The following is a 19,630-nucleotide window of genomic DNA, read 5'->3' as shown; positions in this document are numbered from 1 at the left end:
CCTCCTTATGTTTGACGCCTTGTACGACCGGCATTCGGCAAACCTTGTCTCGATGGTGACAATCTCGAAATTTCGCTTAGCCTTGGGCGATGGACGATCGGGATCATGCGATGTTGGCGACCGACACGTGGTTCGGCGCGATACCGGTGGGTCGTTGCGAACGCCTGTTGCAGGAGGCGCGGGTCGAGGCTCTGGAGAACGGCGCGCGAATCTATGGGTCGGGCGATCCCCCGAACGGATTGTGGGCGGTTCTGGACGGGCAGGTCCGGCTGAAGGGGCTGTCCGCCAATGGTGCGGAACTCCTCGCGCTGATCGTGCGGCCGGGGACGTGGTTCGGCGAACTGTCGACGCTCGACGGCCATCCCAGACCACATGACGCGACCGCGTTCGGAGCGGCGCGACTGTTGCACGTGCCGGTGGCGGCGTTTGCGCGGGCGGCGGTCGCAGACCCGGAACTGTACCGCGATCTCGGCCTGCTCGTGTGCGCGCATCAACGCACCGCGTTGCGGTTCATCGCGCAGAGCGTCGGACAGTCGATCCGGGTGCGACTGGCGCAGGCGCTGATGCGGGCGTCGCAGGCGGGGGACGGTCGCATCACCATCCGGCAGGAGGAGCTTGCCGGCGTGGTCGGCATCGCGCGCCAGACGCTCAACCGGCACCTGAAGCGGTTCGAGCGCGATGGCCTGGTCGCGGTCGCCTATGCGCAGGTGCGTATTCTCGACCTGCCGGGCCTGCGCGGCGTCATCACCGAATAGGGCATCGCCAAGCCCTTCTCCAGCACGCTACACTCGCCATCATGACCATCAGAATCGGTATTGGCGGCTGGACCTACGAGCCGTGGCGCGGGACCTTCTATCCGGAGAAATGGCCGCAGAAGCGCGAACTCGATTATGCCGCCGAGCACGTCACCGCGATCGAGATCAACGGCACCTATTATGGCAGCCAGAAGCCGGCGACGTTCGCTTCCTGGGCAAAGGCGGTACCCGACGGGTTCGTCTTCTCGCTCAAGGCCTCGCGCTATTGCACCAACCGCAAGGTGCTGGCCGAGGCCGGCGAGTCGATCGCCAAATTCACCGGGCAGGGGATCGTCGAGCTCGGCGACCGGCTCGGGCCGATCCTGTGGCAGTTCATGGCGACCAAGACCTTCGACGCCGATGATTTCGCCGCGTTCCTCAAGCTGTTGCCGGCCAGGCAGGACGGCCTCGCGCTGCGCCATGCGATCCAGGTCCGGCACCCAAGTTTCGCGGTGCCCGAATTCGTCGCGATGTGCCGCGATGCTGGCGCCGCGATCGTCTTCGCGCAATCCGCGGACTATCCCGCGATCGCCGACGTGACCGGAGACTTCGTCTACGCGCGGCTGGAGGATGCCGAGGAGCGCTTCGTAGCCGGCTATGCACCGACCGCGCTGGATGCATGGGCCGACAAGGCGAAGATCTGGGCGGCAGGCGGACGACCCGAGGGATTGCCCTATGTCGAGGACGCAGCACCCGCGAAGACGCCACGCGACACGTTCATCTTCTTCATCAACGGCGCCAAGGTCCGCGCACCCCATGCGGCAATGGCGCTGATCGACAGGGTTCGAGGATAGCGGCTCGTTTGTCCGCTAGCGCCCAATTGGGGTCATTCCGAGGAGTGTTTGCGCTGCCGGATTGCGGACGTTTTATCCTCCGCTATTAAGAGTGTATGTCCCCGCGTTCTGCGATCCTTGGAACTATTGCTGCTGCCTTGCTAGCACTCGATGGCACGACGATTTACTATCGCTATTACCGCCCAAGCGCAGCGCTCACTTACATCGGGCTCGACTCAGTCATTATGACTGTTCCTGCCTCACTTCGCGCTCCGGAATATCGCAACGGAACGTGGGACGCAGACCCTCTTCGGGTCCTACGCTCGAAATACTTCGCCCCTCCTGCGGGACAACAGCTTAAGCCGATGGCCTTGGTCAGCCTTGGGCCGCACGCGTCATTTAGTCATGCTGTCGAAGTTATCAGAGACCTCAAAGCTCGTCGGGTTTGTCATGTAGCGATTCGCGAGGCCGGGACTGCTACGCGTGTCAAGATCGACTTCGGGAAAGGTCGCGAGATGAGCTTAGACATTCTCTCCATTGTTCTATGCGAACGTCCCTATGGAGATGGATCGTCGTTCGATGGCCATCTACCCGCGGATCGCTTGATCTATGGCGGCACCTACCTCGGCGAGCCAAATGTCCGCTAAACGGTAGTTCTCCCCGGAAGCCGCCGTTCCGCTGTCCTCTCCATTCCGGCCATTCCAGACGAAAAAACCACGAATTTTTGAGTCGGACGGGAAAGTGGATACTTGGTTAGCGTTAGAAACGATCACCCAAGCCAGAGTGCTCTGACGCGCTAGGATCTTGCTCCCGATAGGGCGGAACGGCGTCGGACCATCGGTCCCTCGCGAAAGGCAGCGGCGCCTCGGGTCAGACCCCCGTAGCGTCCGGCGTTGGTTCGATCGTGGGAGCTGCTGGTTCGGGAGTGGGCATCACCACCGGTGCCGGCTGGGGCTGCCCCGGTTGACCGATCAGCGCGGTGTTCTCGATCACGTCGAGGGCCTGGCGCGCGACGACGTAGCGTCGCGCCGCGTCCATCCAATTGCCGGCCTGGCCCGCGCCGGGGAGGCGCGCGACTTCGGCGCGGGCCGCCTCGACCTGGCCGGCGCTGAGAAGACGTCGTGCGCGCGCGAGGCGATCGGCGGGCATCGGCGACGGCGTACCCGCCTTGCGCAGCACGATCAGCGTGTCGATCTGGTGCTGGATCGTGTCGAGCCAGTTCTCGCCGGTCGAACTCGTGATATCGGGCGCTATCGCATCGAGGCCCTGGCGCAGGTCCTCGAGCGTCACGGGCTGGCGTGCGGCCTGGATCAGCAGCATGGTCGCGCGCGGCTGGGCCTGGCCGAACCGCAGGCGCAACTGTTCCTCGAGATAGCCCAGCCCGACCCCGCGATCGAGGGCACGGCGCGCCGCGAACGCCACCAGCAGCCCTTCCGCGCGGGTCGCTTGCCCACCGGCCGCAGCGGCATCGGTGGTGATCGCCGCGGTCCGCGCCTCCAGTGCCGTCAACTGGCCCGCCAACGTCGCTTCGCGCGTTGCCAGCACCGCGGTGTCGACCGGCGCCGCCGCCTGGGGCTGGCCATCCGGACCGAGCGGCTGCGAGGGGATATAGCCAGTGCTGCTCGCGCCGGCCTTCTGCCCTGCGACCGGCGGGCCTGCGGTCGTCGACGCGGTGACGCCGAACCAGGGCAACTTCCTCGCGGCATAAGCCATCAGCGCCAGCCCGGCGATGAACGCAAGCGCGGTCAGAGCGATGATGATGCTCATTCTGGGTCCGCGTGCCCGTGGGCTATCGGTCGGCACGTAGTCGCTCATGGCGTGCTTATCCCCGCCGCGCACCGGATGGTCAATCGCGCGTATGGTCGCCCGTGCCGCAGCAAGCGCGACGAGCGCCGGATCGCTGGGTTGCGGGGCGATCGAGACGGCAGCCCAGCCCGTTCCCGCCGCTTCGGCAACCGCCGCGCTGATCGCTGCGATCTCCACGCCGGACTGGTCCACGTGCGTCGCGTCGAGCAGGTCTTTTAACCGGATCGCAGCGCGTTCGGAGTGCAGCAGTACGACGGTGTCGGCGAACGATCGCGTGGTGTCGGCGTCGATCGGCAGATCGTCGCTGGCGTAGACGGTGACGGCCTCGACCCCGTCGCCGGTCGGGGCACGATCCCGTCCGGCAAGATGCAGCAGGCGGGCAAAGCCGCGATCGCGCGCTTCGGATACCGCATCGCGCGCATCGCCCGACCCGGTCACCGCGACCGCAAAGCCGGCGTCGGTCGCCGCCGCTGCCGTGGCCGCGCCGACGGCGACCACCGGAAGGCGCTTGAGCGCGTCCAGGCCCGCGCCGCCGTGGCGCACCGCGTTTGCGCTGGTCAGCAACAGTCCGTCGAACCCCGCCGGATCGGGCATGCTCCAGTATACCGGCGTCACGGCGAACAGCGGAACCTGCCGTACGTCGATCCCGAGCGCCCGCAGCGCCGCTGCGGTTCGAGCATTGCCGGGCTCCGGCCGCACGACGACGACGGCGTGGGCAACGGCGCGACCGGGCGTCATGCCGCGAACAACCGCCGGACGCTGGCCGGTGCGCGCGTGAGAAGGTCGATCGCCAGCATCGTGCCCAAATCCTCGCCCGCACCGCCCTCGATCGATCCGGCGACGTCGCACGTCCCGTCCTCGGCGATCAGCTCGGCGCGCACCGTCAGCGTCTCGCCTGCCAGCGACGCGAGCGCCGCGACCGGCGAGTGGCAATCCGCCCCGAGCCGCGCCAGCAGCGCGCGCTCGGTCAGAACGCACAGGCTGGTGTCGGCATGATCGATCGCGGCGACGATCGCGTGCGCGGCACTGCCGTCCAGCACTTCGACGCCGACCGCGCCCTGCGCCGGCGCGGGCAACATGATGTCGGTCGGGATCGCATGGCCGTCGTCGCGCCCGAGGCGATCGAGCCCGGCGGCGGCGAGCAGCGTGGCGTCCATCTCGCCGCTCGCCACCCGGCCGAGCCGCGTATCGACGTTGCCGCGGATCAGCACGATCTCCAGGTCGGGCCGCAGCCGAAGCATCTGCGCGCGGCGTCGCGGCGAACTCGTGCCGACGACGGCGCCGGTCCGCAGGTCGGCGAACGTCTCCGCGCCGATCAGCCGATCGCGTACGTCGGCACGCGGCAGCATCGCCGCGATCTTCAGCGTGGGGGGCCGGATCGTCTCGACGTCCTTCATCGAATGCACCGCGCAGTCGATGTCGCCATCGTGCAGCGCGCGATCGAGCTCCCTGGTCCACAGGGCCTTGCCGCCGATCTCGGCAAGCGCGCGATCCTGCACGCGGTCGCCGGTGGTTCGGATCACGACCGTCTCGACCTGATCGGGCGACCAGCCATGCGCGACGCACAGGGCATCGCGGACCAGGCCTGCCTGGGTGAGCGCCAGCGGCGAACCGCGCGTACCGAGCCGAAAACATGTCATGGTGCGTGCCATGCAGAAAGGGGCACCCTTCGACAAGCTTCACGCAGGCCTATACAGACGCGCGATGATCATTCTCGGTATCGAATCCTCCTGCGACGAAACCGCCGCCGCGCTCGTCACTGGCGACCGGCAGGTCCTTGCGCACCGGCTGCTCGGGCAGGAGGCGGCGCACGCCCCGTTCGGCGGCGTCGTGCCCGAGATCGCCGCGCGCGCGCATGTCGAGGCGCTCGAGCCGCTGATCGTCGCGGCGCTGGCCGACGCGAAGTTGACGCTGGCCGATGTCGACGCGATCGCCGCGACCGCGGGGCCGGGGCTGATCGGCGGGGTGATGGTCGGGCTCGTCACCGGCAAGGCGCTCGCGCACGCCGCGGGCAAGCCGCTGGTCGCGGTCAACCATCTCGAGGGCCACGCGCTGTCGCCGCGGCTGTCGGATCCGGACCTGGCGTTTCCGTATCTGCTGCTGCTCGTGTCGGGCGGGCATTGCCAGTTGCTGCTGGTCGAGGGCGTCGGAGCCTATCGGCGGTTGGCGACGACGATCGACGATGCCGCGGGCGAGGCGTTCGACAAGACCGCCAAGCTCCTGGGGCTGGGCTTTCCCGGTGGCCCCGCCGTCGAACGGGCGGCGGCGTTGGGGAACCCGAAGGCAGTCCCCTTGCCGCGCCCGTTGAAAGGCTCGGCCGAACCGCATTTCTCGTTCGCGGGGCTGAAGAGCGCCGTCGCGCGCGTCGTCGGCCAGTATTCGCCCGAGGACATCGCCGCCTCGTTCCAGGCGGCGGTGGTGGATTGCCTGATCGACCGCACGACCAAAGCGCTGCGGACGTCGCACGGCGCGACTGCGCTCGTCGTCGCGGGCGGAGTCGCGGCCAACACCGCGGTTCGTACCGCGTTGCAGGGGCTCGCGAGCGCGCACGGGCTCCGGTTCGTCGCGCCGCCCTTGTGGCTGTGCACCGACAACGCCGCGATGATCGGCTGGGCGGGGGCTGAGCGACTGGCTACGGGCCTTACCGATCCGCTCGACGTCGCGGCGCGACCGCGCTGGCCGCTCGATCCGAACGCCGAGGCGGTGCGTGGCGCGGGGGTCAAGGCATGAGCGTCCAGGCCATGAGGATCGGCGTCATCGGTGGTGGCGCATGGGGTACCGCGCTGGCGCAGGTCGCCGCCTATGGCGCGCGCGACGTGATCCTCTGGGCACGCGAGGGAGCGGTGGTCGAATCTATCAACGCCGCCCATGAGAATACGCTTTTCCTCGCCGGTGTGGCGCTGTCGCCGACGATCCGCGCGACCGACGACCTGACCGCGCTGGCGGACATGGATGCGATCCTCGTCGTCGCGCCCGCGCAGCACGTCGGCAGCGTCCTCGCCGCCGCCCCGATCGGCCGCATTCCGCTCGTGCTCTGCGCAAAGGGGATCGAGGCGGGCAGCAAGCGGCTCGTCGGTGAGGTCGCGCGCGCGGTGCATCCGGATGCGCCGATCGCGGTGCTCTCGGGGCCGACCTTCGCGCATGAGGTCGCCGCCGGGTTGCCGACCGCGGTGACGCTCGCCTGCGACGATGCCGCGCTTGGCGAACGCCTCGCCACCCGGCTCGCGGCACGCCATTTCCGCACCTACGCTTCGACCGACGTCGCGGGTGCGGAAATCGGGGGTGCGGTGAAGAACGTGCTCGCGATCGGTTGCGGTGTGGTCGAGGGGGCAGGGCTCGGCCAGAACGCGCGGGCGGCGTTGATCGCGCGCGGGTTCGCCGAGATGACGCGGTTCGGCCTGGCCCGCGGCGCGCGGGCGGAGACGCTGGCGGGGCTATCGGGGCTGGGCGATCTCGTGCTGACCTGTTCCTCGACCAGTTCGCGCAACTTCTCGCTGGGTGTCGGTCTCGGGCGCGGCGAGTCGGCGGCGGCCTTGCTGGCCGACCGGCGAACCGTTGCGGAAGGCGCCTTCACTGCGCCTGTCCTGCGCGAAGCCGCCCGCGACGCGCGCGTCGACATGCCGATCACCGAAGCGGTCTGCCGCTTGCTGGAGGGGGCACCGGTGAGCGACGTCATCGGCGACCTGCTCGCGCGGCCGCTGAAGGGCGAGGCGGGCTGATCCAGCGCGACCAATCCGCGAATGGGCTTGCCTCGTTCGTGGATTGTTCTATTTCCGGCGCATGCTCGATATGCCGCCGGACTCTTGCATCGACAAACCTGGATCACCCCCCGACTCGGTCCTGTGTGCGGCCGACGTGGCGCGCGGCGTGATCCGGATGTTGCTGCGCCACGATCTCACCGCGATGACCGAAGTGCCGCTCGACGGGGGGCGACGCGCCGACCTGATGGCGGTCGATGCGCGCGGGCAGATCGTGATCGTCGAGATCAAGGTGTCCCGCGCCGACCTGCTCGGCGACGGCAAGTGGCCGGATTATCTCGGGCATTGCGACCGGTATTTCTGGGCGGTCCCGGCCGGGTTCGATGTCGGGCCGCTGGACGGGCCTGCGTTCCTGCCCGAGCGCACGGGGATCATCGTCGCGGACCGCTACGACGCGGCGATCGTGCGGGAGGCGCATACCGTGCCGCTGCCCGCGCATGTCCGCAAACGGTGCACGCTGGCGTTCGCCCGGCGCGCGGCGCGGCGGTTGATCGCGCAGATGGACCCGGATGCGGACGGACTGGCATTCTGAGTGCGGTGCGTCATCCTGACGAAAGTCAGGATCCAGAGCCATTGAAGATAGCGTTCCGTAACTCTGGATCCTGACTTTCGTCAGGATGACGGGGGTGGGTTTACGTGCATTTCACAGAGTGGGTCGGTACCGACCCGAGGACGATCAGAACTTCGGGCCCGAAACCGCTTTGCGCACCTTCTTCGGGGCGTCGGCTAGAAGCTTGCTCACGATCGGATTGCGTCCGTCCTGCTTGGCGTAGGCGCGTGCGGACATGCCGGCCATAATATCCGCCTGATCGGGGTCGGCGTTCTCGGCCAGCAGCACCCGGATCATACCCACGTCGCGGCGCTGCACCGCGCGGATCAGCGGGGTCTCGCCCGCCGAATTGGCCAGGTTCGGGTTCGCGCCCGCGGCGGTCAGGATCGGGATCATGTTCGTCTGACCCAGCGTCACCGCGAGCAACAACGGCGTGTTCCCTTTGCCGTCGCGCAGGTTCGCATCGGCGCCCTTCTGCAGCAGGAAGCGCAGATACACCTCGTCGCCGCGCTTGATGACGATGTGGAGCGCACCTTCGCCGCTGGTCACGTCGCGCGTGTTGATGATGTTGCTGCCGGGCTTGCCCAGCATTTCCAGCACCTCGTTGTTCTTCGCATCGCGCACCGCGGACAGGAACTTGTACCCCTCCGACTGGCCTTGCGCGAACGCGGGCGCCGCGACGCAGGCCAGCGCAGGCGTCAGGAGGGTAGCGGCGAGCATCAGGCGGATACGCATCGAGAGACTTCCTTGGTTCGTCCTGGATATAGGGTGACGCTTGCGCCGCACTAGCGAACAGATCAAGGCTGGCGGCATCATGACCCTCCGTTTCCTCCTCTGCGCGCTCGCGCTGCCTGCCTTGGCGCTGTCGGCGTGCCACTCGTCCCAGCCCCCGGCCAAGCCACCACTGGAAGGCGCCCGGATCGGCGGCGGCTTCACGCTGACCAACCAGAACGGGCAGACCATCACCGATCAGGCGTTCGCCGGCCAATACCGGATCATGTATTTCGGCTACACCTTCTGTCCCGATGTGTGTCCGACGGATGTCCAGGCGATCGGCGCTGCGGTGAAAAAGCTCGAGGCGAGCGATCCTGCGATCGCCGCGAAGATCGTGCCGGTGTTCGTGACGGTCGACCCGGCGCGCGATACGCCTGCGGTGCTCAAGCAGTTCGTCTCGACCTTCCACCCGCGCATGGTCGGGTTGACCGGCACCGATGCGCAGATCGCCGCGATCAAGACCGAATATGCGGTCTATTCGAGCAAGGGCGATGCCTCGCCCGGCGGCGGCTACCTCGTAAACCACTCTCGCCAGGCCTATCTGATGGATCCGGACGGCAAGCCCATCGCTTTGCTGCCGCAGGAACAAGGGCCCGATGCGGTGGCGACAGAGATAAAGCGCTGGGTCCGGTGAGCGCGCGCTTCTGGGAAGATACGCCGATCGACCAGCTCGACCGCGGCCAATGGGAAGCTTTGTGCGACGGCTGCGGCAAATGCTGCATCCACAAGCTTGAGGACGAGGATACCGGCGAACTCGTCGCGACCAACGTCTCTTGCCGCCTGCTCGATCGGCGCAGCGGGCAATGCTCCGATTACCGCCACCGCCATGCCTACGTCCCCGAATGCGTCAGGCTGACGACCGGCAACGTCCGCGGGATCGACTGGCTGCCGTCGACCTGCGCGTACCGCCTGCGCGCGGCGGGCGAGCAATTGCCCGAATGGCACTACCTCGTCTGCGGCGACCGCGAAGCCGTCCACCGCGCCAAGCAATCGGTCCGCGGCTGGACCATCAGCGAGGACGAGGCGGGCGAGCTGGAATACCATGTGATCGACCGCGAGCTTTGACCCAATGATAGACGGACTGGAGATCGTTCGTCATCCGCGCGCCCGCCGCGCGCGTCTGTCGATCGATCCCGCGAGCGGCCGCGCCAGGCTCGTCCTCCCCAAGCGTGCGGCGTTGAAGCAGGCGCTGGCCTGGGCCGAAGACAAGGCCGGCTGGATCGCGGAACAGCGCGCGTTGCTCCCGCAGCCGCGGCCGTTCGTGCCCGGCGCGGTCCTCACCGTCGCCGACGAGCCGCTGACGATCGCGTGGACGCCGGGCAGCCGCCGAACCGTGGTTCGCGAAGGTTCGGTCCTGTCGCTGTCGGGCCCGTCCGAAACCATCGCGCGCCGGGTCGAGGCCTGGCTGAAGCGTACCGCCCTCGCCGTGCTGGAGGCCGAGACCCATGAATATGCCGCCAAGGCCAAGGTCAGCGTCGCCCAGGTCGCGGTCGGTGACGCCAAGGGCCGCTGGGGCAGCTGCGCCTCGAGCGGCGTCATACGCTACAGCTGGCGGCTGATCCTGGCGCCAAGCTGGGTCCGTCGCGCCACCGTCGCGCACGAGGTGGCGCACCGCGTCCACATGAACCACGCGCCGATCTTCCACGCCTTGGTCGAGCAGCTCTACGGCGAAGATCCGACGCCCGCGCGCGTCTGGTTACGCACGCAGGGCGCGGGGCTTCACTGGTTCGGGCGCTCTTCCTGATCGCTCTGGAAGCGTTGCGTCTGGACCTGGTCGCGTGGCCCATCCCGGGGCACGTCGCGCTGGAGCGGCTGCCGGCCAGCCGGTGACGGCTCGCGGCGCTCACGCCCGGTGACGCGGTCGATCCAGTCCTGGTTCAACTGTAGCGGCGGCACGGCGGGGGCCTCGGGCTGGTCCGCATCGGGCCGCGGGATCGTGTCGCCGGTCTGCGCGTCGGTCGGGACCGGCGGCTGGCCCTGCTCGATCGGATTGCCGTCCGCATCGACCGCCATCTGGCCGTTGTCGGGCTGCCCGAAATAGCTCTCCTCGTCCGGCTCCAACTGCCATTCGGGCAGCGTGACCTTGGTATCGAACTGCTCGATCGGACGGTTCGCGGTCGCAGGCTTCATGAACGCGGCCCACGCCTTTGCCGGTGCGGTGCCGCCATGCAGCCCGGCGATCGGCTTGGCATCGTCGCGGCCCATCCACACGCCGGTGGTGATCCCGCTGGAGAAGCCCAGGAACCAGCCATCCTTCGACGCGCTGGTCGTCCCCGTCTTGCCCGCGACCGGGCGGCCGATCTGCGCCGCGCGACCGGTGCCGGTGTTGACCGCGGTCTGCAACAGGTCGGTCATTTCTGCGGCGACATAGGGGGCGACGAGCACGTGGCTGCGGTCGACTTCGTGCGTGTAGATCGTCTGGCCGTTCGCCGTGACGCGGGTGATCCCGTACGGCGTCACCGCGACGCCCTTGCTGGCGACGGAAGCGAACGCGCGCGTCATGTCGATCACGCGGACCTCCGACGTGCCGAGCACCATCGAGGGATGCGTGTTGACCGGCGTCGTGATGCCGAACCGCCGCGCCATGTCGGCGACCGTGTTGAAGCCGACCTCCTGCCCCAGTTTCGCGGCGATCGTGTTGAGCGAATAGGCAAACGCGGTCCGCAACGAGACCGCGCCGGAGTTGCGCCGCGAATCGTTGCGCGGGCTCCAGCCCTGGATCGTCACGGGTTCGTCGACGATCGAATCCTCCGGCTTGTGGCCAGCCTCGAGCGCGGCAAGGTACACGAACAGCTTGAACGACGAGCCGGGCTGCCGGACCGCCTGCGTGGCGCGATTATAGATCGACGAGACATAATCCTTGCCACCGACCATCGCGCGGACTTCGCCGCCACGATCGAGCGCGACCAGTGCGCCCTGCGCGCCTGGCGGTGCATTGGCCCGGATCGCCTCGTCCGCCTGGCGCTGCATCGTCAGGTCGAGCGTGGTCCACACTTCGAGCGGCTCGGAGGTCTCGTCGATCAGCGTATCGAGCTGCGGCAACGCCCAGTCGGTGAAATACCGGACGCTGTTCTGCTTGGGTTCGGGCGCCAGTTTCAGTCCGGACACGTCGGCATCGGCGGCTTCGGACGCGGAGATCGCGCCGGTTTCCTGCATCGTCTCCAGCACGACGCCCGCGCGGCCCATCGCGGCCTCGGCATCGGCGGTCGGCGAATAGTTGGACGGCGCCTTGACGAGTCCGGCGATGACCGCGGCCTCGGCGAGGCTCAGGTGATCCGCGCCGTGGCCGAAGAATTTGCGGCTCGCCGCGTCGATCCCGTACGCGCCGCCGCCATAATAGACCTTGTTCAGATAGAGCTCGAGGATCTGGTCCTTGGTGAATTTCCATTCGAGCGCGAACGCCAGGATGCCCTCGCGGAATTTCCGCCCGAACTTCTTCTGGTTGTTGAGGAAGACGGTACGCGCAAGCTGCTGCGTGATCGTCGACCCGCCTTGCGTCCAGTGACCGCGATCGAACCGCACCTTCACGGACCGCGCGATGCCGACCGGATCGACGCCGATATGCGATCGGAAACGCCGATCCTCGACCGAGACGGTCGCGTCGCGCATCACCTTGGGGATCTGGCCGTAGGGCAGCCATTCGCCGAAGCTCGGCCCCATCGACACGATCACGGTGCCGTCGGCGGCATGGACGCGGATCATCTGGCCGTTGGGCGAGGATTTCAGGCTGTCGAAACTCGGCAGCTGCGACATCGCAATATAGACCGCGATCGCCAGCGCCCCGAGCGCGAGGACGCCGATCCCGATGCAAAGCTGCAGGAACACGACCAGCCGCCGCCGCCAGCGTGACGCCGGGGGAGTTGGGGACCGACGGGACGGGGAAGCAGAACGCGTACGAGCCATGTGGCCGCAGAATTACGCGCGATGGTCCCGCCCTACAAGCGGCATCAGGCCGCGACGTTCGCTTTGCGCGGTCGGAATTCGAGTGACAGCGAATTCATGCAATAGCGTTGCCCGGTCGGCGGCGGACCGTCCGGGAAGACGTGCCCCATATGGCTGTCGCAGCGCGCGCACCGCGTTTCGACGCGCGTCATCCCGTGGCTGCGATCGGCGTGATCGGTGACCGCGTCGGGGCCGATCGGCTGGGTGAAGCTGGGCCAGCCCGAACCGGAATCATATTTGTCGGCGCTGTCGAACAGTTCGTTGCTGCACGCCGCGCACCGATAGATGCCGTCGGCCTTGGTATCGTTCAGGACGCCGGCAAAGGCGCGCTCGGTGCCCGCCTCGCGCAACACGTGATATTGTTCGGGGGTTTGCCGCTTGCGCCATTCGGCCTCGGAAAGATTGAGCTGGTCCATAAGCATGCATCTCGTGCTGGCGGCGCGTATTTCAAGATTGGCCCATTCTGGTTGCGTTGGCGATGACCTGGATCAGTGCGGGCCGCATGAACGGGAGCAGCCACGCGGCGCGTTCGCTTTCGGCGATATGGCGGACGATGCCGGCGATACCGATCGGGCGGGCGAGACGGCGGGCGAAGTCCTTCTGCCAGTGCGCGGCGGAGGCGGGGCCGCCGACGACGTACGCGTTGGCCGCCGCGACTCCGCTGGCTAGCGCGATGCCCATGCCCTCGCCGGCGAGCGAGGGGATGACACCCGCCTGGTCGCCGAGCCGGAAGATCGCATCGACGCCGGTGCGTTGGCGCCAGCCATAGGGGACGTTGGCGATCGCATCGATCGGGGTGTTCGGCGCGATCAGCGCAACCCATTCGCCAAGTGCTGGCATGTCTCGTCCCAGTGCGTCGAGCAGTTGCGCGGGGGAGCCCGCAGCCTGGAGCCTGGAACGATGCACGGCCATGCACAGGTTCGCGGTGCCGTCCTCCTGCATCGCCAGGCCGGCATAGCCGCGGTCGAACAGATGCAGCTCGATTCCGCGGGCGAGCGCTGTGCGCAGTGCCGGCGAGGGCGTGATCCGCACCCGGATCCCCAGGGTCGGGTCGGCGCCGCGCGCGTCCTCGGGGCGTGCCATGCCGCGAACGTCGTGCTTGCCGCTGGCAAGGAACAGCGCGTCGGCCGAGATCGTCGCGCCGTCCGCGAGCCGTGCGCTCGTCCCGTCGATCTCGCGCACGGTGATCCCGCGCTCGACCGGCGTTCCAAGCCGTTGGGCTTCGGCCAGCAGGACGGTATCGAGCCGACGACGCGAGACCGAGACCGCCGGATGGGGCAGGGCGGCCTCCGCACGGCGATTACCCGCGAAAATGCGGGCGCGCGTCACGCGTTCGGGGTTCAGCGTGTCGGGGTCGATCCCGAGCCCGCCGAGCGTCTCCAGCGTGCGCCAGCTCAGGAACCCGCCGCAGATCGCATCGCCGGTCTCGCGCGATCGCTCGACGAGCAGATGCGGCAGGCCGGCGCGCGCGAGCTGGATCGCGGTCGCGGTGCCGGCGAGCCCGCCGCCGACGATCAGCGCAGGCGTTCGACGCATAACCGGAACGGCAAGACGCGGCGGACCTTCGCCTGGGTGATGCCGGCCTCGGCAAGCAGCGGCGGCCATTCGTCGGGGCGATAGCTGCGCGCGATCGACAACGTGCCGTCGTGCCGGACGATCGGGTGCCAGCGTGCGATCGTCGCCAGAACCGGGAAGCCCCAATGCGCGAACCCGTGGCGGTGGAGGTCGTTGACGAACCACCCGGCTCGGGCCTGCATTTCCATGAACCGCAGGAACGCGACCAGTTGGTCGTGGCTCATGTGATGCGCGACGAGGCTGCTGACGATCACGTCCCACGGCTCATGCGCAAGGTCGGCATAGTCGCCCGTGACATAGCGGATGTCGCCGCCATGTGCCCGCGCCGCCTGTTCGCTGCGCGGGTTGAGATCGACGCCGACCAACTCGGCCTCGATATTTTTTGCCTTCGCCCAGCGCGCGATCCGGCGGAGCATGTCGCCATCGCCGAACCCGACATCGAGCAACCGGAAGCTCCGTCGCCCCGCGGTCGCGCGGCTGAGAAAGTCGAGCGTCGGGCGGCGCGCCATCGTCACCGTGTTGACCGTCGCGAGATCGCCGACCACGTCGGCATAGGTCGCCGCGTCGAGATCATCGGCATCCATCAGCTCTTCGGCCTGGCTGCGGACCGCGAGGCTCATGCCGCGCTCCGGAACCCGAAGCCCTCCGCGGCGAGGCCCGGTCCGAACGCCAGCGCCACGCCATGCTCGACCGGTGGCCCGGCGAGCAAGCGCTCGAACACGAACATCAACGTCGCCGACGACATGTTGCCATTGTCCGCCAGCACCTGCCGCGATTCCGCCAGTGCGTCGGGATTGAGGTGCATCGCATGCTCGACCGCATCGAGGATCGATCGTCCGCCGGCATGGACCGCCCAGCCGTCGATCGACTCCGGCGGCTGGCCGGCACTCACGATCGTGCGGAATTCCTCGTCGGACAGCGCTGCGGCGATCCGCCCCGGCACCTCGCCCGACAAATGCATCGCAAAGCCCGCATCGGTGACGTCCCAGCGGATCAGCTGCTCGCTATCGGGCAATGCCGCGGCGAACGGCGCTTCGAGCGCGAACCCGGTCGCATCCGCCGTCACCAGCGCGGCGGCGGCACCATCGCCGAACTGCAGCATCGCCAACAGCGCCTCGATGTCGTCGGCCGGTTGCAGGTGCAGCGTGGACAGCTCGACCGTCACGACCAGCACGCGCGCGGCGGGCTCGGAACGGACGATATGCCGCGCGCTCCGCAACGCGACGATCGCTGCGTAACACCCCATGAAGCCGATCAGCAGCCGCTCGACGCTCGACGAAAGGCCAAGCCGGCGGGCGATGATCTGGTCGATCCCCGGCGCGACGAAGCCGGTGCAACTCGCCACCACGAGATGCGTGATACCCGCGACGGCGACCTTGGCCCGCAACGCCTCGATCGCGCGGATGGCGAGGTCGGGTGCGTGCTCGGCATACAGCGTCATTCGCGCCGCGGTGCCCGGATGGGGTTCGACGGCATAGAAGCCTGCATCGTCGACCGGCGAGCCGCCATTCGCGGTGGGCGGCAGCACCGACCAGCGATGCCCGATGCCCGACCGCGACGCCATCCGGTCGAACACGCGTTCCGTCCGGGCATCGACCCGCGACCGCGCCCAGGCGATGAACGCCGCGTGGATATCGTGACCGGGAACAGCGGACCCGACGGCATTGAGATAGGCGGACACGATACCCTTTCGCTTCGATCGATGCCTAACGCATGGCACGTTCGATCGGACTATGGGACGGTTCGATATCGTTTCGTCGCAAATTACGGTGTCCGACGCGCACTTGACGGCCAGCGGGCGGGCTGAGGGTCCCGTGTTCGACGTCGCCAGATCGGCTTAATAAAAAACAAAATCACTTTGGCACACATGCAGAATTGATCTGGGTTAGAATATTAAATTGCGTTCAGAGTGGACATATTTGCATATAATCGTTTTGATAACCGTACTTAAATATACTGTGGTCGGTTTCCGGATGTTTGTGCAGTTAGTTCCTCAGGGGCCTATGTTCGAAATCCTGCTGCTGGTTGGAAGGTCGGGGTGTCTCAGCCTGGCGTCTGGGATGGTCGGCGGTGCATGACATAGCGGTACAAGCCGCAAACATGCGCCGAGCGATCACGTAACGGTATCAACAGGCAACGGGGGGCCTTGTGTGAAGAACGAGACCGTGGTGGACTTGATCAAGGATCTGACTGCCAAGCTGTCGGCGGTAGCCGAAGAGTTCAACGGACGGGTGGAGAGAGCAGCCGAGCCTGTACTTGCAGGCGGCGAGCCGAACGACGCGGCCCTCGTGAAGCACGCGAATGCCGTGCTGGCCCAACGACGATTGCGACGGCAGTTCCTGCCCGCCGAATTGTTTCACGAACCGGCCTGGGACATGCTCCTCGCGCTGTTCGCCGCGCGCGAAGACCGGATGCCGATGAACATCAAGGCGCTGGTCAGCATGTCCGACGCGCCCGTCACCACGTCGCAGCGTTGGATCGAACATCTCCACAAGCTGAAGCTGATCGACCGCGTCATCGATCCGACCGATCGGCGGCGGGTCGAGATATCGCTGAGCCATAATGGCGACCAGCAGATGAAGGCGTATCTGCGCGCGCTTCTCCGCGACTAACCCTAGCCCCACGCCTGCCACGACCGGCCACGACGCGTCTTCTTCGGAGACGTGGCGTGGCCGGTCTTTTTGCGTCTGGGCAACGTCTCCATAAATATAGTCATTATGGATTTGGATATCCGAACAATCGAACGGAAACGATGAAAGATATCGTTTTGGGTATTATGAACTGATCATCTCCAGCAAAACGGATTTTGTCACGTTAACTACTATAGTTCGGGTTTCGCATCCCATTTTGATTTCGTAGTATTTGATTAAGTGGCTTCGGACAATTTGTTCCCGATCTTAGCGATTGGGACAAAATTGATTCGTCTGATGGCACAGCATGGGGGAAGCAGAGGACGGTTTCGACGCGTCGCAGCGGCACCCTGCCTGCTGTCCTGTATCCTGGGTGCGGGATTGTCGCAGCCGTTGCTCGCCCAGACGCCACCGGTCGCGACCTCGACCGGCACGCCGGCGGGTACGCCGATCGTCAATACCGCGGGCCTTGGGTATGATGCCGACGGTACGGCGCAGTCGACCCGTTCGAACACCGTCACGATCATCGTCGCCGAGCGCCTCGACGTGGCGCTGGGCCGCGACGGACAGGGCGCGATCGTCGTGTCCGCGCAACCGGTCGCCATTCCCTTCACGCTGACCAATCTGGACAATGGCATAGAATCCTTCGCCCTAACCGCATCGGTATCGCCCGGCGCGGCCACGGTGCGCGCCCTGGTGATCGATGCCGATGACGACGGCCTCTACGATCCTGCCAAGGACGTTGCGCCCGTCGATGGCCGGACGCCGCTTCTGACGCCCGGCCAGTCGATCAAGCTGCTCGTGATTCTGGTTGCGACGCCCGAGGGCGGCACCACGAATGCCGTGTTGACCGTCACCGCGCGCTCGACGACGGGATCCGGCGCGAACGGCAGTGTCTATCCCGGCGCGGGCGACGGCGGCGGCGATGCGGTTGTCGGACCGACCGGCGCCCTCGCCACCGTCTCGGTTCCGCTCGGCACGGCGGTCGCGGGCCCGGTGCTGCTCAAGAGCCAGTCGGTCCGCGCCGCCGACGGATCGCAGAATGCGGTGCGCGACGCGGTCATCACCTACACGCTCGAGGCGCGCTTCACCGATGCCGTCACCGGCGCGCGGATCGCCGACCCGATCCCTGTGGGCACCGTCTTCGTCCCCGGCAGCCTGACGCTCGACGGCGCGCCGCTCAGCGACGGCGTCGACGACGACGCCGGGCGCTTCGACCCGACCACCGCGCAGGGCGCCGGCATCACCGTCGCGCTCGGCCGGGTTGCCGGCGGATCCAGCCATATCGTCCAGTTCAAAACCAAGATTCAATGAGGAGCCAAGCCATGATTACGCGTCCAATGATCGCCGCCGTTCTGGTTGCCACCGCCGCTGTCGCGTCTGCTGCAGCCGGCCCGTTGCAGGTCACCAGCAGCATCCTGGTCGAGGCGCGCAGCGCCGCGCCCGACGGCACCACCCGAGTCACGCTGGTGAAGCCGACCAAGGTGACGCCGGGCGACAAGGTCATCTTCGTCCTCGCCTATCGCAACAGCGGTGCTCAGCCGCTGGCGAACGTGGTGCTCGACAACCCGTTGCCGCGCCAGATCGCCTACCGATCGGCCAATCCCGGTTCGCCTGCGCCCGACGTCTCGGTCGACGGCAAGACTTACGGTTCGCTCGCCACCCTCCGCGTCCGCAGCCCTGACGGCAGCACGCGCGCGGCGAGCCCTAACGATGTCACCAGCGTCCGGTGGCGCCTCGCGAGCCCGTTAGCGGCCGGTTCGCAAGGCCAGTTCGCGTTTCAGGCCGTCCTCAAATGATCCGGCCAATCTCTCTCCACTCCCGACCAAAACCATCACAGAAGGAAGACCTGACAATGTACGCAAAAGGGGTAATACGCACGCTGCTGGCCGGTACGGCCGCCATCGTGTCCGCCGGTACTGCCATGGCGCAGACCGCACCGGGACTAGCAGGTACCGCCGCCGGTACGACCGTCACCAACACGGCGCAGGCGAGCTATTCGGTCAACGGCGTCCAGCAATCGGCGACGTCGAATGCGGTCAGCTTCGTGGTCGATCGCAAGGTCAACCTCACCGTCTCCACGAACCAGCCCGCCAATACGCAGGTCGCGATCGGCCAGGCCGGCGCGGTGACGACGTTCAGGGTGACCAACAACACCAACGGCACGCAGGATTTCCTGTTGTCGACCAGCCAGACGCCGATCCAGGGATTGTTCGCGGGCGACAATCTCGACGTCAGCAACATCAAGATCTTCGTCGATGGGAACAACAACGGCACGTATGAGGTCGGCAGCGATACCGCGACCTACATCAATGAACTCGCTGCCGATGCGTCGGCGGTCGTGTTCATCGTTGCGGACGTCCCCAACACGCAGAGCGCCGCACTCGCGGGTATCACGTTGATCGCGCAAGTGGCTGCGGGTGGCGATATCGCCGCGCAGGGAACGCCTCTGGCCGCCAGTGTCGCGCTTAACGACGACAACATCGTCGACGTGGTCTTTGCCGATAACGACTCGGATGGTCTGGGCCTCGACACCGCGCTGAACGGCCAGGGCCGCGCATCGCTCGGCTACGAGATCACCACGCGCAATGTCTCGTTGAGCGTGGCGAAGTCGCAGCTGGTGCTGTCCGATCCGGTCAATCTGCTCGTCGCGCCGAAGGCGATCCCGGGCGCGGTCGTGCAATATTGCCTGGTCGTCAACAACGCCACGACGGGAACGCCAGCGTCCAACGTCACGCTGACCGACATCATCCCGGCCAACACGACCTATGTCGCCAACTCGATCTCGATCGGCGCCATCGCGCTGGGCAACTCTTGCCTGGTGACGGGTATCACCGGCGGCGTTCCGCTGGCGGACAACGGCTCTGTCACCGTACCGTTGCTGCTCTACTCCGGTTCGTACAACGCGAGCACGAAGACGGTGAGTGCGACGATTCCGACATTGCTCGGCGGGACATCGGTCGCGGCACTCTTCCGCGTGACGATCAACTAAACCCCACGCCCTCGTACAAAGGAACGACCGATCCCG

Annotated in this window: 20 protein-coding genes; 12 read left to right on the top strand and 8 right to left on the bottom strand. The window is 67.0% G+C overall.

Annotation, left to right across the window (positions count from 1 at the left end; translation table 11 throughout):
* Positions 1 to 89: 89 nt before the first annotated feature.
* Positions 90 to 755, top strand: a complete 666-nt coding sequence (locus HMP09_RS12560; protein WP_176500634.1) for a Crp/Fnr family transcriptional regulator — start codon at positions 90 to 92, stop codon at positions 753 to 755.
* A 41-nt stretch (positions 756 to 796) separates the two neighbouring features.
* Complete coding sequence (locus HMP09_RS12555) at positions 797 to 1,588, top strand: DUF72 domain-containing protein (RefSeq protein WP_176500633.1); 792 nt, start codon at positions 797 to 799, stop codon at positions 1,586 to 1,588.
* 849 nt (positions 1,589 to 2,437) lie between these two features.
* Here the strand turns inward: HMP09_RS12555 and HMP09_RS18430 are convergent.
* Positions 2,438 to 4,111 carry a uroporphyrinogen-III synthase gene (locus HMP09_RS18430; RefSeq protein ID WP_232090245.1) on the bottom strand — a complete coding sequence of 558 codons (1,674 nt, stop codon included), beginning with the start codon at positions 4,109 to 4,111 and terminating at the stop codon, positions 2,438 to 2,440.
* Positions 4,108 to 5,025, bottom strand: coding sequence for a hydroxymethylbilane synthase (gene hemC / locus HMP09_RS12545; protein ID WP_232090243.1), 918 nt, complete (start codon positions 5,023 to 5,025; stop codon positions 4,108 to 4,110). Before hemC ends, HMP09_RS18430 begins: the two co-directional genes overlap by 4 nt.
* A gap of 52 nt (positions 5,026 to 5,077) precedes the next feature.
* Between hemC and tsaD the strand changes: the two genes are divergently transcribed.
* The 3 genes from tsaD (at position 5,078) to HMP09_RS12530 (ending at position 7,663) form a co-directional block, all read left to right on the top strand.
* Positions 5,078 to 6,103, top strand: a complete 1,026-nt coding sequence (gene tsaD / locus HMP09_RS12540) for a tRNA (adenosine(37)-N6)-threonylcarbamoyltransferase complex transferase subunit TsaD (protein WP_176500632.1) — start codon at positions 5,078 to 5,080, stop codon at positions 6,101 to 6,103.
* Between the two features lie 11 nt (positions 6,104 to 6,114).
* Entirely contained in the window at positions 6,115 to 7,092 is a 978-nt protein-coding gene (locus HMP09_RS12535) for an NAD(P)H-dependent glycerol-3-phosphate dehydrogenase (protein WP_176501758.1), read from the top strand.
* Positions 7,093 to 7,153: 61 nt separating this feature from the next.
* Positions 7,154 to 7,663 (top strand): MmcB family DNA repair protein, encoded by a 510-nt coding sequence (locus HMP09_RS12530; protein ID WP_176500631.1) that lies wholly within the window; start codon positions 7,154 to 7,156, stop codon positions 7,661 to 7,663.
* 144 nt (positions 7,664 to 7,807) lie between these two features.
* Here HMP09_RS12530 and HMP09_RS12525 read toward each other — a convergent pair whose 3' ends face one another.
* On the bottom strand, positions 7,808 to 8,416 hold the full coding sequence (locus HMP09_RS12525) for an ankyrin repeat domain-containing protein (RefSeq protein WP_232090241.1): 609 nt from the start codon (positions 8,414 to 8,416) through the stop codon (positions 7,808 to 7,810).
* Between the two features lie 79 nt (positions 8,417 to 8,495).
* On the opposite strand from HMP09_RS12525, the gene HMP09_RS12520 reads away from it, so the two are divergent.
* Genes HMP09_RS12520 through HMP09_RS12510 form a run of 3 tightly spaced genes read left to right on the top strand, consistent with a single transcriptional unit; the run spans position 8,496 to position 10,199 of the window.
* Positions 8,496 to 9,089, top strand: a complete 594-nt coding sequence (locus tag HMP09_RS12520; protein WP_176501756.1) for an SCO family protein — start codon at positions 8,496 to 8,498, stop codon at positions 9,087 to 9,089.
* Positions 9,086 to 9,520 carry a YcgN family cysteine cluster protein gene (locus tag HMP09_RS12515; RefSeq protein WP_133020171.1) on the top strand — a complete coding sequence of 145 codons (435 nt, stop codon included), beginning with the start codon at positions 9,086 to 9,088 and terminating at the stop codon, positions 9,518 to 9,520. Before HMP09_RS12520 ends, HMP09_RS12515 begins: the two co-directional genes overlap by 4 nt.
* A gap of 4 nt (positions 9,521 to 9,524) precedes the next feature.
* On the top strand, positions 9,525 to 10,199 hold the full coding sequence (locus tag HMP09_RS12510) for a M48 family metallopeptidase (RefSeq protein ID WP_176500630.1): 675 nt from the start codon (positions 9,525 to 9,527) through the stop codon (positions 10,197 to 10,199).
* Here HMP09_RS12510 and HMP09_RS12505 read toward each other — a convergent pair.
* From HMP09_RS12505 to HMP09_RS12485, 5 genes are read right to left on the bottom strand one after another with little or no spacing between them, the layout of a single operon-like run.
* Positions 10,175 to 12,358 carry a transglycosylase domain-containing protein gene (locus HMP09_RS12505; protein ID WP_176500629.1) on the bottom strand — a complete coding sequence of 728 codons (2,184 nt, stop codon included), beginning with the start codon at positions 12,356 to 12,358 and terminating at the stop codon, positions 10,175 to 10,177. The genes HMP09_RS12510 and HMP09_RS12505 overlap by 25 nt on opposite strands.
* Before the next feature lie 44 nt (positions 12,359 to 12,402).
* Positions 12,403 to 12,813 (bottom strand): peptide-methionine (R)-S-oxide reductase MsrB, encoded by a 411-nt coding sequence (msrB, locus tag HMP09_RS12500; protein WP_176500628.1) that lies wholly within the window; start codon positions 12,811 to 12,813, stop codon positions 12,403 to 12,405.
* Between the two features lie 31 nt (positions 12,814 to 12,844).
* Entirely contained in the window at positions 12,845 to 13,933 is a 1,089-nt protein-coding gene (locus HMP09_RS12495) for an NAD(P)/FAD-dependent oxidoreductase (RefSeq protein ID WP_176500627.1), read from the bottom strand.
* Entirely contained in the window at positions 13,912 to 14,592 is a 681-nt protein-coding gene (locus tag HMP09_RS12490) for a methyltransferase domain-containing protein (protein WP_176500626.1), read from the bottom strand. Before HMP09_RS12490 ends, HMP09_RS12495 begins: the two co-directional genes overlap by 22 nt.
* A complete protein-coding gene (locus tag HMP09_RS12485) occupies positions 14,589 to 15,653 on the bottom strand; it encodes a type III polyketide synthase (RefSeq protein ID WP_232090240.1) in 1,065 nt (354 codons plus the stop codon). The genes HMP09_RS12490 and HMP09_RS12485 overlap by 4 nt, the downstream gene beginning before the upstream one ends.
* A gap of 469 nt (positions 15,654 to 16,122) precedes the next feature.
* On the opposite strand from HMP09_RS12485, the gene HMP09_RS12480 reads away from it, so the two are divergent.
* From HMP09_RS12480 to HMP09_RS12465, 4 genes are all read left to right on the top strand, one after another.
* Positions 16,123 to 16,584, top strand: a complete 462-nt coding sequence (locus HMP09_RS12480) for a hypothetical protein (RefSeq protein WP_176500625.1) — start codon at positions 16,123 to 16,125, stop codon at positions 16,582 to 16,584.
* 303 nt (positions 16,585 to 16,887) lie between these two features.
* Positions 16,888 to 17,916: a hypothetical protein gene (locus HMP09_RS12475; RefSeq protein ID WP_176500624.1), complete on the top strand. Its 1,029-nt coding sequence runs from the start codon at positions 16,888 to 16,890 to the stop codon at positions 17,914 to 17,916.
* Between the two features lie 11 nt (positions 17,917 to 17,927).
* Positions 17,928 to 18,401 carry a DUF11 domain-containing protein gene (locus HMP09_RS12470; RefSeq protein WP_176500623.1) on the top strand — a complete coding sequence of 158 codons (474 nt, stop codon included), beginning with the start codon at positions 17,928 to 17,930 and terminating at the stop codon, positions 18,399 to 18,401.
* 56 nt (positions 18,402 to 18,457) lie between these two features.
* Positions 18,458 to 19,594 carry a DUF11 domain-containing protein gene (locus tag HMP09_RS12465; protein ID WP_176500622.1) on the top strand — a complete coding sequence of 379 codons (1,137 nt, stop codon included), beginning with the start codon at positions 18,458 to 18,460 and terminating at the stop codon, positions 19,592 to 19,594.
* The last annotated feature ends 36 nt before the right edge of the window (positions 19,595 to 19,630 follow it).

Origin of the sequence: Sphingomonas sp. HMP9 (assembly GCF_013374115.1) — a bacterium.
In the GTDB taxonomy this organism is placed as follows: domain Bacteria; phylum Pseudomonadota; class Alphaproteobacteria; order Sphingomonadales; family Sphingomonadaceae; genus Sphingomonas.
Note: the sequence above shows the minus strand (reverse complement) of the source record. Positions and strands in the feature narration are given on the sequence as shown.